This is a genomic window from Nonomuraea sp. NPDC049750, from assembly GCF_040659625.1.
Classification (GTDB): Bacteria; Actinomycetota; Actinomycetes; order Streptosporangiales; family Streptosporangiaceae; genus Nonomuraea.
On sequence record NZ_JBFANB010000022.1, the window covers coordinates 112,767 to 125,533 of the forward strand.

Consider the following 12,767-nt stretch of genomic DNA (forward strand, 5'->3'; position numbering starts at 1 on the left):
TCCCCATGCCCGGTGGTGCCCCGCACCACCGTCGCACGCGATCCTTTGCGCTGCCCCGCGGTCCGGCCATCGCCTGACCGTTGTGCTGCCCGACGGTCCGGTGATCGCCTGACCGCCCTTTCCCCTCGCGTGCTCATCGAGGCTCTCCGCCCGAGGCCGGTACGGCGTGCCGTGCGCATCCCGCCCGTCGTAACCCTTTCTCACATCTGGAGAGCAAGCAGAGCATGCCCCAAGACTTCAATCAGCAGATCATCGATGAGTTCCGCGCCAACCAGGGACAGGTCGCCATGTTCGACGGCGCCCGGTTGCTCCTTCTGACGACCACCGGCGCCAGGACCGGCGCCCAGCACACCACTCCGGTCGGCTACCTGCCCGACGGCGAGCGCATGCTGATCATCGCCTCCGCCGGAGGGGCGCCCAAGCACCCGGCCTGGTACCACAACCTCCGGGCCACGCCGCGGGTGACGGTGGAGGACGGCATCTTCACCTACCCGGCTGACGCGGTCGTCCTCGAAGGCGAGGAACGCGACAGCGCCTTCGCGCGGGCGGTCGAGATGGACCCCGGCTGGGCGGCCTACCAGGCGAAGACGAGCCGGGTCATCCCCGTGGTCGCGCTGACCCCGCGCGGCGGCGGTCCGGACGGCACGCGAGGGGGTGACTTCCTGGTGCGGGTGCACGACGCGTTCCGCCGGGAGCTGCGGCTGATCCGCAAGGAGGTCGCCGCGTCCGGGACTGGAGGCCTGGGCGTGCAGTTGCGGGTCAACTGCCTGACCCTGTGCCAGGGGCTCCATCAGCATCACAGGTTCGAGGACGCCGGGATGTTCCCTTGGGTCGAAGGGCGGCATCCCGAGCTCACCCTGGTGGTGGACCGGTTGCGCGAGGAGCACGGGACGGTCTCCCGGCTCCTCGACGAGCTCCAGCGACTGCTCGCGGACGGCGAGCCGGCCGCGCCCGCCCCGAAGGTGCTCGCGGAGGTGGATCGGCTCGTGACCGAGCTCGAAGCGCACCTCGATTACGAGGAGCGGGAGCTCGTCCCGATCCTGAACGCCATGAACCCCTAGCGGGAGCTCGTCCCGATCCTGAAGGCCATGACCCGCTACGCCCTGACCTCTTCAGGGGTGAGCCGTTTCGCTCTGGGCCGTCGCTCCGTGGACACCACGAGGGCGACGCCCAGCAGGATCACCAACCCGCCCAGCATGATCTGCCAGGTCACGTGCTCGCTCAACACGAGCGCGCCGAGGAGCACCGCCACCGCCGGGTTGACGTACGCGTAGGTCGACACCAGCGAGATCGGTGCGTTGCTGAGCAGCCAGCTGTAGGCGGTGAAGCCGACCAGCGACCCGACCAGGATCAGGTAGACCAGCCCGGCCCACGAGCGGCCGGAGACGGCCGTGACGTCCAGACGTTCGCCCACCGACAGGCCCGTGACGGCCAGCCCGGCCCCGCCCACCAGCATCTCGATCGTGCTGGCCGCGAACGAGTTGGCCGGCATCGGGATCCGGGCCGACAGGAACGACCCGACCGACCACGACAGCGACGCCACCAGGACCACCACGATCCCGCTGGTGCTCGCCGATCCGCCACCGCCGCTCAGCGACAGCGCCGCCACACCGCCGAACCCGACCAGCACGCCGGCCAGCGTCAGCACCTTCGGCCGGTCCCTGGCCACGATCCTGAACACCACCAGCCACAGCGGCACCGAGGCGACGAGCAGCGCGGCCAGCCCGCTGGACACACTCCGCTCCGCCACGGCCAGCAGGCCGTTTCCCGTGGTCAGCAGGAGCAACCCCACCAGCGCGGCCCCGCCGAACTGGGCCCGGGTCATCCGGAACGGCGCCCAGCCCTTGCGCGCGACCAGGAATCCGCCGAGGATCACCGCCGCCGTCACGAACCGCAGCGCCCCGCTGAGCATCGGCGGGATGGTCTCGACGGCGATCTTGATGCCGAGGTACGTCGAACCCCAGACCACATAGACGATGACCAGCGCGCTCCAGACGAGCAAGGGAGGGCGGTCAGGGGTGTCCGATGCCATAGCCCATGACAATAGCGGGCGTTCCGGACAGAACGCTGGCGGGTCCCGGACTAGGAAGTCGGCGGGAGGGAGCTGACGAGAAAGAGGCTTTGGTGCCCCCGTCCGAATCCCGTCGATCGGGGGCGACGCAATACATACCCTCTTCGGACGCGGCCAATCACTAGTTCACATGACCAAAAACACACCCGGCCGAAGAGTCAGGGGGCCCGCCGCCCCAGGAAAGGGGAAGGGGGGACGGCGGACCCGTACCTGGGGGCGATCAGCGAGGGCCGAGCTTCTCCACGATGAGGCGGTAGAGCTGGCGCGGCCGGCCCGGTTGAGGCGTACGGTTGGGCGGCAGCGGCCACGCGAGTCCCTCGTCGACCAACGTGCGCAGCAACCGCCGAGCCGTACGCGGCGTCACCCCGAGCATCTTCCCCGCGCCCTCCGCGTCCACCACGGTGTCGCCGCCCTCCAGCTTGGCGGCGAGCCGGGCCAGCACCTCCACGCCCTTGGGCTTGAGCGCGGTGGAGCCCTGAGGGGGCATCCGCGGGGCCGGGATGAGCGCTCGGCCCTCACGGTCCACGGCGAAGCCCTGGGCCTGTTTACCGGCCTGGGTACGCGCCAGAGCCGCCCGTGCGTGCGACTCCGCGTCGTGGGTGGTGCGTCCCATGCCCACGCCGACCTCGACCGCCAGCCCCAGCTCGTCGCGGATCCTGGCGGCGAACGGCAGCACCCTGAACCCGTCGGTCGCGGCGGCGATCGAGCCCCTGGTCGCGGTGACCAGATAGCTGTGATCGTCGATCGGCCAGACGGTGGCGTTGATGCGGTTCGCCTCCTGGACCAGCAGCCGGTGCAGCGACAGCCGGAGCTCGTCGCGCCAGTAACGCGGCGCGGCGCGGCGTACCGGCTCGCGTAACGTCGGCACCTCGACCAGCACCACGGTGAGCTGCGACTCCTCCAGGCGGTGGTGCGCACCGAGCAGCGCTGCGGTGTGCAGCGCGGTGCGCACGGCCGCGGAGGTCGGCCTGATCCTGATGACCGGGACACCGGACGCCTGGAGGCGTTCGGCGACCGCCGGCAGGCACGTGAGCGCGCCCGTGGTGGATCCCTGGCGGGCCAGGCGCTCGTGGTAAGCCGCGATCGTGCCGGTGGCGCCCGGCTCGTCGCGGCTGTGGACATCCGTTGCGGCAATCCCGAGGTCTGTGTACGCCTCCTCGACGTCCGCCCTGGCCACCACGTCGATGCTCACCCGCTGCGGATCGATGCGCGAGTCCAACGCCGCCTTGGCCAGCGCGGCGACCAGCGCCGCGCCGCCGAGCTGCACGTAGGTCGCGGGCATCGTCAGCACACCCGAGCGCCTGGCCAGGTCGTAGGGGACCGGGCTGGCGAACAGGCATGCGTCCACGCCGGGACCGAGCCGCGTCACTTTGTCGGGCGCCTCCTGCTCATCGCGGTAGGCGGCCGCCACCAAACGGCACGGAAGTGGCGCGGCAGCGTGCCCCATCAGCATGACCCGCTCGACCAGATCGTGGGGTCCGACCACACCAATGGTTAGGTCCGGTGTCATGGCACCCGGGCGTGACACTCGGGGAGTTTCTTCGGCCCTCTCGACCAATGTTCGTCCCATCCTGCTGTCTGTTGCAGTGCTCTCTTTTGGAACGATCGCTCGCGGGGACCATAATGTCACGCCCGACTTTTCCGGAAAGTCGTTCTGCTTGACTCGCTGTGAAGGTATATCAGCAGCTCAAGCAGGTATTCCTAACGCTTTTTAGCGGTCGGAAATCTCTTGTGTAATGTCCGCCCCCAGCGCCCGCATTCGCTCGGCGAGATGCGCGTGCCCGCGGTCGATGAGGTATCCGGACTCGATGACGGTCTCGCCTTCGGCGGCCAGTCCGGCCAGCACCAGCGCGATTCCGGAACGCAGGTCGTGCGCCGTCACCCGGGTGCCCTTCAGCGGGGTGGCGCCCCTGACGATGGCCCTGCTGCCCTCGACCTCCACGTCGGCGCCCATCTTGTTCAGCTCGCCGGCCAGCGCGAAGCGGCCGTCGAAGATGCGCTCGTGGATGTAGCTGGTGCCGTCGGCCAGGGCGGCGACCGTCATCATCGGCGACTGGAGGTCGGTGGCGAAGCCGGGGTAGGTGTCGGTGATGATGTTGATCGGCCGCAGCGGCCGCTCGCACCGTACGTGGAGAACCGCGCCGGGCCGGGCGAAGTCGACGCCCATCTGCTCCAGCTTGTAGCGGACGACGCCCAGGTCGAGACCGGTGCCCACGAGACTGAGGTCGCCGCCGGTGATCGCCGCGCCCATCGCGAACACACCGGCGTCGAGCCGGTCCGGCATCACGGTGTGCTCCACGGCCTGCAGCTCGTCGACGCCCTCGACGGTGATGAAGCCGGTGCCGCCGCCGCTGATCCGCGCGCCCATCTTGGTGAGCATGTCGATGACGTCGAGCACCTCGGGCTCCAGCGCCGCGTTCTCGATCACGGTGGTGCCCTTGGCCAGGGCGGCGGCCATGATGAGGTTCTCGGTGCCGGTGTGCGAGGGGGTGTCGAGGTAGAGGGTCGCGCCCGTCAGGCCGGACGCCTTGACGTGGATGACCGTCTCGCCCTCGTCGACGACCGCGCCCAGCCGCTTGTAGCCCAGGTAGTGGAAGTCGAGGTTGCGACTGCCGAGATTGCAGCCGCCGACCCCCTCCACGATCGCCTCGCCCAGCCGGTGCAGCAGGGCGGGGGTGAACAGGACCGAGCCGCGGAAGCGCCTGGCGATGTCGGCGGGCAGCACCGGACTGGTCAGCCGGGAGGCGTCGATCACCAGCGTGCGCTCGGCCTCGTGCAGCTCGACGTACGCGCCGATGGCCTCGGCCAGCTCCACCGCCCGCCGCACGTCCTCGATGATCGGTACGTTGCGCAGGACAGTGCGGCCTTTGGGGGCAAGCAGGGCCGCACCGATCATAGGCAGCACGGCGTTCTTCGCGCCCTGGATGAAGGCGGTTCCACGCAGTGGGTTGCCACCGCGCACGCGGTAACGGACCATTCGTGCGGCTCCTCGGAGGTCTCGGTCTGAGCTGGACCGGGCCAAGAGTAGCCGCTAACCACTGCTGCCCCAGCCGAATCATCCCCTAAAGGGAGCTCCGGTGATGCGCTCGTAGGCTTCCAGATAACGCTGTCTGGTCTGTTCCACTACCTTGTCGGGAAGGCGAGGTGGGGGAGTTCCGGAGCTTTTGTCCCATCCCGATTCGGGCGACAACAACCAATCCCTTACATATTGCTTATCAAATGACGGTTGGGAACGTCCCGGCTGCCACTGGTCAAGCGGCCAGAATCGTGATGAGTCGGGCGTCAGGACTTCGTCTCCCAGCGTGAGCACGCCGTCGGCGTCGCGACCCAGCTCGATCTTGGTGTCGGCCAGGATGATGCCCCGCTCGCGGGCGATCTCGGCGCCGCGCGTGTAGACGGCGAGCGTGATCCGGCGCAGCTCCTCGGCCGTCTCCGCGCCCACGTCGCCGACGACCCGCTCGAAGGAGATCGGCTCGTCGTGCTGTCCGACCGGGGCCTTGGTCGAGGGCGTGAAGATCGGCTCGGGCAGCCGGGACCCGTCTTCGAGGCCCGGCGGCAGCTCTATCCCCGAGACCGCCCCTTCGCGGCGGTAGTCGACCAGGCCCGAGCCGGTCAGGTAGCCGCGCGCCACGCACTCGACGGGCACCATCGACAGCGGCCGGCACAGCACGCTGCGGGAGTCGGGCCCCGGCCCGATGAGGTGATGGGGCACCAGGTCGGCCAGCTGCTCGAACCACCACAGCGACATCTGGGTGAGGATGGCCCCCTTGTCGGGGATCTCGGATTCGAGCACATAGTCGAAGGCCGAGATCCGGTCGGAGGCGACCATCAGCAGCTGACCGTCGTCGGTCTGGTAGAGGTCACGGATCTTGCCGGAGTGCAGGTGCTTCATCGGGCGATGTCCGTCCTGTGGTGCGAGCCGCGCAGTCGTACGCGGGAGACCAGCTCATAGGCGTTGCGGCGGGCCGTCTCCTGGTCGGGGCCGGTGCCGACCACGTTGAGCACCCGCCCGCCGTCGGAGAGCACCTGGCCGTCGACCCGCTTCGTGCCGGCGTGGAGGACGTAGGCGCCACCGATGGGGTCGAGCCCTTCGATGGCGTCGCCCTTGACCGGGGCGTCGGGGTAGTTCTCGGCCGCGACCACCACGGCGACCGCCGACCCCGCGCGGAACACCGGCGCCGGATGCTCGCTCAGCCGCCCGGTGGCGCAGGCCGCCAGCAGCCCGGCCAGCGGCGTCTCCAGGCGGTCGAGCACCACCTGGGTCTCCGGGTCGCCGAAGCGCGCGTTGAACTCGATCACCTTCGGCCCCTTCGCGGTCAGGGCCAGGCCCACGTACAGGACGCCCTGGAACGGGCTGCCGCGCCGGGCCAGCTCGTCGATCGTCGGCTGGACGACCTCGCGCATGACCTGCTCGGTGAGCCCTTCGGGAGCCCAGGTGAGCGGGGTGTAGGAGCCCATGCCGCCGGTGTTGGGGCCTTCATCGCCGTCGTAGGCGCGCTTGAAGTCCTGGGCGGGCTGCAGCGGCACGGCAGTCTTGCCGTCGCACAGCGCGAACAGCGAGACCTCGGGCCCGTCGAGGAACTCCTCGATCACCACCCGCTCGCACGCCGCCGCGTGCGCGAGCGCCTGCTCCCGGTCGCCGGTGACGACCACGCCCTTGCCCGCGGCCAGCCCGTCGTCCTTGACCACGTACGGGGCGCCGAACTCGTCGAGGGCCTGAGCGGCCTCCTCGGGCGTGACGCAGGCCCGCGCCCTGGCCGTGGGGACGTCGGCGGCCGTCATGATCTCCTTGGCGAACGCCTTGGAGCCCTCGATCATCGCCGCCCGGCTCGACGGGCCGAAGCAGGCGATGCCCGCGGCGCGCACCGCGTCGGCCACGCCCGCCACCAAGGGCGCCTCGGGGCCCACCACCACCAGATCGGCGCCGAGTCGTAGGGCCAGCTCGGTCACCTGGGCGGGGTCGGTGGCCGTGACCGGATGCGGGGCCGAGATCTCCTCCATGCCCGCGTTGCCGGGGGCGCTGTGGAGCTCGGTGACCTGGGGATCGAGCATGAGTGAGCGGCACAGGGCGTGTTCACGCCCGCCGGAGCCGATGACTAGAACGCGCACCGCCCCATTGTGGCAGGGACGGCCGGGCGGCCACCCGGCGCACCCGCGTCAGACCAGCGTGGGCACTCGAAATGTGGGAATAGGCGGGAATCTTTGTGGAGTTCTACCTGCTGTCAGGACCCGTCGGAGAGTATCGTCAGTCGGGTCCATCCGCCTGTGGTAACTTAGGGCGGCTTTATGGCATCTCTTGTGATTGGAGGTGGTCCGGGATGAAACCTGGTGATCCCAGCAGTACGTGCTCACCCACGTACACCCTGTATGCCCCCGACCACTCCAATCCGGCAGCCTGATCGTGCCTCCACGTACTTTCGTTGATTGAGGTGACTTTTCGTCGCGCGTGGAGCGTGCCAGGTCGGGCGGAAAGGGACTGCCATGCGCACGTCTACGCTTTTCCGTCGCACCACCCGTCACCCCGCACAGCCGCATGTCTCGCGCCAGCTCACCAAGCCGGTGCGTGAGGTCTGCGTGCCTCCCGTTGACTCCATCGTCGAGTTCGGCGCCTACATCAAGGGCGAGAAGGTCTTCGCCCCGGGCATCGAGGAGTCGCTCGACCTGGTCCGCGAGCACAACAGCCGCTCCGACGGCGCCAAGGCGTTCGTCTGGGTCGGCCTGCACGAGCCCGCCGCCCCCGAGGTCGAGTGGCTGGCCGGCGTGTTCGGCCTGCACCCGCTGTCCGTCGAGGACGCGGTCAAAGCCCACCAGCGCCCCAAGGTCGAGCGCTACGGCGACTCCCTGTTCATGGTGCTCAAGTCCATCGCCTACCTCGACCACGACGAGCTGACCGCCACCAGCGAGATCATCGCCACGGGCGAGATCATGGTGTTCCTCGGCGTCGACTTCGTGGTGACCGTACGACACGGCCGGCACTGTCCCCTCACCGAGGTGCGCGAGCGGCTCGAGGACAAGCCCGAGCTGATGAACCGCGGACCCGCGGGCGTGCTGCACGCCATCGCCGACCACGTCGTCGACCGCTACCTGCAGGTCGCCGACCTCATGCAGCTCGAACTCGAAGAGGTCGAGGCGACCGTCTTCGCCGACGTCAGCTCCCGCGACATCAACCGCATCTACCAGCTCAAGCGGGAGATGCTGGAGCTGAAGCGGGCCGTCACGCCGCTCCAGGCCCCGCTGGCCGCGCTGCCGCAGCGCCGGGTGATCCCGTCGGAGATGCGCGAATACTTCCGCGACGTCGGCGACCACCTCTCCCGCGTGTGCGAGCAGGTCGAGTCGTCCAACGAGCTGTGCAGCTCGATCCTGCAGGCGGCGCTGGCCCGCTCGAACGCCCTGGCCAACGAGGACATGCGCAAGATCTCGTCCTGGGTGGCCATCATGGCCGTGCCCACGATGATCGCCGGGATCTACGGCATGAACTTCGACTTCATGCCCGAGACCAACCAGGTGTGGGGCTATCCGGCGGTCCTCGGTGTGATGATCACGGCCTGTGTCCTGCTGCACCGCGGCTTCCGCCGCAACGGCTGGCTTTAGCCGGCTTCTGGATGGTGTGTCGCGCGGGCGTCAAACCCCGACGGGCCGCTTGAGCGGGCCGACGGGGTCGGGCAGCCGCAGCCCGCGCTCCCGCCACAGCTCGCGCATCCGATCGGGGTAGTCGGTGACGATCCCCGCCACCCCCAGGTCCAGCATCCGAGCCGCCAGCGCCTTGTCGTTGACGGTCCAGACCGCCACGTCCAGCTCCGCCGCGGCCACCTGGGCCATCAGGTCCTCATTCACCATCACGTGCTCGGGCGACAGCGTCGTGGCCCCCGCCTCGCGGGCGGCGGCCGGGATGTCGTCGCCCAGCGGGCCGTTCCAGTGCAGGGTGTCGAGCTCGATCAGCGCGAAGCGCCGCGTGCCCGGCGCCAGCCGGGCGGCGTGGCCGATGATCCGCCAGTCGAAGCTGAGTATCGCCGCGTTGTCCAGCCTGCCGTGCCGGTCGAACTCCTCGAGCACCATCTCGGTGAACAGCTCGGGATCGGCCGTCAGCTCCGGCCTGGTCGGGTCGGACTTGAGCTCGACGTGCAGGCGTACGTCCTCGGCCTCGTAGGCGTTGACCAGCCCGAGCACCGCGCCCAGCGTGGGCATCCGGGTCTCCGGCATCGGCCGCTGCGTCAGCGCGAAGGGATCGTCGGCGTGCCGGGGCAGCCGCACACCCACGTCGAGCATGCGCAGCTGCGCCAGCCCGAGCGAGTTGATCGGCTTGCCGACATAGGGGAAGTGGGGGTCGTCCTTCGCGATCGGCCGCGTGTCGGCACTGGTCACGGCCGAGACCGTGAGGTCGTGGGTCAACACGAGCCGCCGATCGGCGGTGAGCGCGACGTCGAACTCGAGCGCGTGCACCCCGAGCTCCATCGTGCGGCTCAGCCCCGGAAGAGTGTTCTCGGGCCAGAGGCCCCTCGCTCCCCGATGACCGTGAATCTCAACGCGCACACCGGGGACACTACCTGCCGCGCGCCACGAGCACGACGTGCCACGCCGCGCCCTTTTTGTGGTGAGTATGGCTATTCCTGGCCGAACGTCCACACATAGACCACCTGGTCCTTCTCAGGCACCCCGCCCGCGCCGCTGTACGTGGCCTGGGCCGCCTCATTGCCCTCGTCCGTCGCCACCCACATGCCGTGGCAGCCGCGCTCGCGAGCGAGCCGTTCCAGGGCCGCGACCAACGCCCTGGCGATGCCCCGGCCACGGAAGGGCTCGTCCACGCCGAGCTCGTAGAGGAACATCTCGGTCCCCTTGTCGGGGTGGGTGGTCTCGACCCCGGTGATCATCCCGGCCGGGGTGTCGTCGACGTAGGCGATGAGCAGGTGGTGGCGCTGGTCCGCCAGGAACCTCGCGGTGGCCTCCGGCAGGGGAGCGGAGTCGAAGAGATGACCGGCCGCCTCGACGACCTCGGGCCGGGTGGCACGACGGATGTCCATGCCCCGGAGAGTAAGCGCAGGTCGCCGCGCCACGCACGGCATTTATTAGGTCGATAAATGCGACTCTGTGGCAATAAGCTGGCGGTCATGACGGAGGCACTCGAAACGGTCCGGCCGGAAATCGTCCAGGCCTGGGTCGACGGCTGGGTGGTCTCGCGCAGCGCCCCTCGGCCCGTACGGGAGCCATGGGGCCTGCGAGTGGACGTCGGCCGCCCCGGCCACGTCGCCCGCCACGTGCTGCCCGCGCCCACCCCCGGCGACCTGCGGCTGCTGGCCGAGACGATCAGCACGCCGGGCACCTGGCTCAAGCTCTGCGCACCCGCTGAGGCGGTCGTCCCCTGGCTCACGCCGGCCTGGTCGATCGACGAGCCGGAGTTCATGATGACGGGGCCGCTGTCGCGGGGCCGGGCCGAGGCTCCCGACGGCTACACGCTGGCCGTCACCACCCGGTCGGACGTGACCGTGGCCCGCCTGCTCACGGCGGCGGGCGAGATCGCGGCCCGGGGGCAGATCGCGGTCACCGGGCGTACGGCGGTCGTGGACCAGGTCGAGACCGCCCCGAACCACCGCCGCCGCGGCCTGGGGCGCGTGGTCATGACGGCCCTGGCCGACATCGCCGCCTCGCGCGGCGCCAGGACGGGCATCCTGGTGGCCACTCCCGCCGGTCAGGCCCTCTACCGGAGCATCGGCTGGACGACCCGCACCCCGATGACCGCCGCCGTCCTGGCCGCCTCCTGACGTCCTGAGGGGCTTCTTGAACGCCTCCTGAGCCGGCGGCCTGAGGTCCTGACCGCTTCCCGAGGCTCACTCGGGGTACGGCCGGCGACGCGGTGCCGGCCGTACCCGTGAACCGCTCGGGTCAGACGAGCGAGCGGAGCACCAGCGTCTGGTCTCGGCCGGGGCCGACGCCGATCGCGGAGATCGGCGCGCCGCTCATCTCCTCCAGCGCCCGCACGTACGACTGCGCGTTGGGCGGCAGGTCGTCGAAGGTCTTGGCGCCGGTGATGTCCTCCTGCCAGCCGGGGAACTCCTCGTACACCGGCTTGGCGTGGTGGAAGTCCGTCTGCGTCATCGGGATCTCGTCGTGCCGCGTGCCGTCGACGTCATAGGCGACGCACACCGGGATCCGCTCCAGCCCGGACAGTACGTCGAGCTTGGTGAGGAAGAAGTCGGTGACCCCGTTGATCCTGGTCGCGTAGCGGGCGATGACCGCGTCGAACCAGCCGCAGCGCCGGTTGCGGCCGGTGGTCACGCCGTACTCGCCGCCGGTCTGGCGCAGCCACTCGCCCATCTCGTCCTCGAGCTCCGTGGGGAACGGGCCCGAACCGACGCGGGTGGTGTACGCCTTGAGGATGCCGATCACCTTCGTGATCCGCATCGGCGGGATGCCGGACCCGGCGCAGGCGCCGCCGGCCGTCGGCGAGGAGGAGGTGACGAACGGGTAGGTGCCGTGGTCGATGTCGAGCAGCGTGCCCTGGCCACCCTCCAGCAGCACGAACTTGTCCTCGTCCAGCGCCCGGCTCAGCACCAGTGAGGTGTCGGCGATGTGCGGCTTGAGGCGTTCGGCGTAGCCGAGGTATTCCTCCACGACGGCCTCGGCCTCGATGCCGCGCCGGTTGTAGACCTTGGTGAGCACCTGGTTCTTCTCGGTCAGCGCGACCTCGATCTTCTTGGCCAGGATGCCGGGGTCGAGCAGGTCCTGGACGCGTACGCCCATCCGGTAGATCTTGTCGCCGTAGGCGGGGCCGATGCCCCGGCCCGTCGTGCCGATCTTGGCCTTGCCCAGGTAGCGCTCGGTCACCTTGTCGAGCGCCTTGTGGTGGGGCATGATCAAGTGCGCGTCGGCGGAGATCAGCAGGCGTTCGGCGGAGATGCCGCGCGCGGCCAGCCCGTCGATCTCGCTGAGCAGGACGCCGGGGTCGATCACGACCCCGTTGCCGATCACCGGCACGACGTGCGGCGACAGGATTCCGGTGGGCAGAAGGTGCAGTGCGTATTTCTGGTCACCGATGACCACGGTGTGACCCGCGTTGTTGCCACCCTGGTAGCGGACGACGTAGTCGACGTCGCCACCGAGGAGGTCGGTGGCCTTGCCCTTGCCCTCATCGCCCCATTGGGCACCAACGAGAACGGCAGCCGGCATGGTTCAGTCTCCCGAGCACAAAACGAAACCCCTGGCGCAAGTGCGACAGGGGCTCTTGCGTAGAGAGACTACCCGAGTCGGCCTATTCGTCCCAAGTGCTAGTTCTTGGCCAGCGCGTCATAGGCGTCCTCACTGCTGTCCCTGAGGAACTGCAAGCATCGTTCGGCCTCGTCCTTCTCACCGATCGCCTGGGCGGCCCTGGAGAGCGAGTAGAGGCAGCGCAGGAAGCCGCGGTTCGGCTCATGCTCCCAGGGGATGGGACCGTGCCCCTTCCAGCCGCTCCGGCGGAGCTGGTCGAGCCCGCGGTGGTAGCCGGTGCGCGCGAAAGCGTAGGAGGTGACGGCGTGGCCCTGCGCGAAGTACTCCTCCGCGAGCGTGGCCCAGGCCGCCGGGTAGGCGGGGAAACGGGCCGCCACGTCGGCGGCCTTGGCGCCGGCTTCCAGCGCCTCCCTGGCCTCGGGCAGGTCCGGCAGTTGAGTCGGGGGCGGCCCGGCGAGAAGGTTATCCATAGGACAAGTCATACCCGCCGAGCCGC

General features: G+C 69.6%; 12 protein-coding genes. 3 read left to right on the forward strand and 9 right to left on the reverse strand.

Translation table 11 applies throughout. The annotated features are described in order from the left end of the window. Positions 1-224: 224 nt before the first annotated feature. Complete coding sequence (locus AB0J16_RS41040) at positions 225-1,061, forward strand: nitroreductase/quinone reductase family protein (protein ID WP_358550264.1); 837 nt, start codon at positions 225-227, stop codon at positions 1,059-1,061. A 35-nt stretch (positions 1,062-1,096) separates the two neighbouring features. On the opposite strand, the gene AB0J16_RS41045 is transcribed toward AB0J16_RS41040, so the two are convergent. From AB0J16_RS41045 to purD, 5 genes are all read right to left on the reverse strand, one after another. After that, positions 1,097-2,032, reverse strand: a complete 936-nt coding sequence (locus AB0J16_RS41045; protein WP_358550266.1) for an EamA family transporter — start codon at positions 2,030-2,032, stop codon at positions 1,097-1,099. A gap of 259 nt (positions 2,033-2,291) precedes the next feature. Then, positions 2,292-3,581: a GTP cyclohydrolase IIa gene (locus tag AB0J16_RS41050; RefSeq protein ID WP_225300073.1), complete on the reverse strand. Its 1,290-nt coding sequence runs from the start codon at positions 3,579-3,581 to the stop codon at positions 2,292-2,294. Positions 3,582-3,782: 201 nt separating this feature from the next. Beyond that, positions 3,783-5,048 (reverse strand): UDP-N-acetylglucosamine 1-carboxyvinyltransferase, encoded by a 1,266-nt coding sequence (gene murA / locus AB0J16_RS41055; RefSeq protein ID WP_358550268.1) that lies wholly within the window; start codon positions 5,046-5,048, stop codon positions 3,783-3,785. A 78-nt stretch (positions 5,049-5,126) separates the two neighbouring features. Further along, a complete protein-coding gene (locus AB0J16_RS41060) occupies positions 5,127-5,963 on the reverse strand; it encodes a phosphoribosylaminoimidazolesuccinocarboxamide synthase (RefSeq protein ID WP_358550270.1) in 837 nt (278 codons plus the stop codon). Further along, positions 5,960-7,180 carry a phosphoribosylamine--glycine ligase gene (purD, locus tag AB0J16_RS41065; protein WP_358550272.1) on the reverse strand — a complete coding sequence of 407 codons (1,221 nt, stop codon included), beginning with the start codon at positions 7,178-7,180 and terminating at the stop codon, positions 5,960-5,962. Before purD ends, AB0J16_RS41060 begins: the two co-directional genes overlap by 4 nt. A gap of 372 nt (positions 7,181-7,552) precedes the next feature. Here purD and corA point away from each other — a divergent pair, with 372 nt between their 5' ends. Beyond that, positions 7,553-8,662, forward strand: a complete 1,110-nt coding sequence (gene corA, locus AB0J16_RS41070) for a magnesium/cobalt transporter CorA (RefSeq protein ID WP_358550274.1) — start codon at positions 7,553-7,555, stop codon at positions 8,660-8,662. A gap of 30 nt (positions 8,663-8,692) precedes the next feature. On the opposite strand, the gene AB0J16_RS41075 is transcribed toward corA, so the two are convergent. Then, positions 8,693-9,601, reverse strand: a complete 909-nt coding sequence (locus tag AB0J16_RS41075) for a glycerophosphodiester phosphodiesterase family protein (protein ID WP_358550276.1) — start codon at positions 9,599-9,601, stop codon at positions 8,693-8,695. Positions 9,602-9,672: 71 nt separating this feature from the next. Next, entirely contained in the window at positions 9,673-10,089 is a 417-nt protein-coding gene (locus AB0J16_RS41080) for a GNAT family N-acetyltransferase (protein ID WP_358550278.1), read from the reverse strand. 87 nt (positions 10,090-10,176) lie between these two features. Here AB0J16_RS41080 and AB0J16_RS41085 point away from each other — a divergent pair, with 87 nt between their 5' ends. Further along, positions 10,177-10,827, forward strand: a complete 651-nt coding sequence (locus AB0J16_RS41085) for a GNAT family N-acetyltransferase (RefSeq protein ID WP_358550279.1) — start codon at positions 10,177-10,179, stop codon at positions 10,825-10,827. A 121-nt stretch (positions 10,828-10,948) separates the two neighbouring features. Here AB0J16_RS41085 and AB0J16_RS41090 read toward each other — a convergent pair whose 3' ends face one another. After that, positions 10,949-12,232, reverse strand: coding sequence for an adenylosuccinate synthase (locus tag AB0J16_RS41090; protein ID WP_358550281.1), 1,284 nt, complete (start codon positions 12,230-12,232; stop codon positions 10,949-10,951). Positions 12,233-12,330: 98 nt separating this feature from the next. Beyond that, positions 12,331-12,741: a DUF3151 domain-containing protein gene (locus AB0J16_RS41095; protein WP_358437672.1), complete on the reverse strand. Its 411-nt coding sequence runs from the start codon at positions 12,739-12,741 to the stop codon at positions 12,331-12,333. Positions 12,742-12,767: the final 26 nt, after the last annotated feature.

Excerpts from the sequence above, each read along its gene's own strand:
- AB0J16_RS41040 (WP_358550264.1), top strand. The coding sequence starts at position 225 with ATGCCCCAAGACTTCAATCAGCAGATCATCGATGAGTTCCGCGCCAAC.
- AB0J16_RS41045 (WP_358550266.1), bottom strand. The coding sequence starts at position 2,032 with ATGGCATCGGACACCCCTGACCGCCCTCCCTTGCTCGTCTGGAGCGCG.
- AB0J16_RS41050 (WP_225300073.1), bottom strand. The coding sequence starts at position 3,581 with ATGACACCGGACCTAACCATTGGTGTGGTCGGACCCCACGATCTGGTC.
- murA (WP_358550268.1), bottom strand. The coding sequence starts at position 5,048 with ATGGTCCGTTACCGCGTGCGCGGTGGCAACCCACTGCGTGGAACCGCC.
- AB0J16_RS41060 (WP_358550270.1), bottom strand. The coding sequence starts at position 5,963 with ATGAAGCACCTGCACTCCGGCAAGATCCGTGACCTCTACCAGACCGAC.
- corA (WP_358550274.1), top strand. The coding sequence starts at position 7,553 with ATGCGCACGTCTACGCTTTTCCGTCGCACCACCCGTCACCCCGCACAG.
- AB0J16_RS41080 (WP_358550278.1), bottom strand. The coding sequence starts at position 10,089 with ATGGACATCCGTCGTGCCACCCGGCCCGAGGTCGTCGAGGCGGCCGGT.
- AB0J16_RS41085 (WP_358550279.1), top strand. The coding sequence starts at position 10,177 with ATGACGGAGGCACTCGAAACGGTCCGGCCGGAAATCGTCCAGGCCTGG.
- AB0J16_RS41090 (WP_358550281.1), bottom strand. The coding sequence starts at position 12,232 with ATGCCGGCTGCCGTTCTCGTTGGTGCCCAATGGGGCGATGAGGGCAAG.
- AB0J16_RS41095 (WP_358437672.1), bottom strand. The coding sequence starts at position 12,741 with ATGGATAACCTTCTCGCCGGGCCGCCCCCGACTCAACTGCCGGACCTG.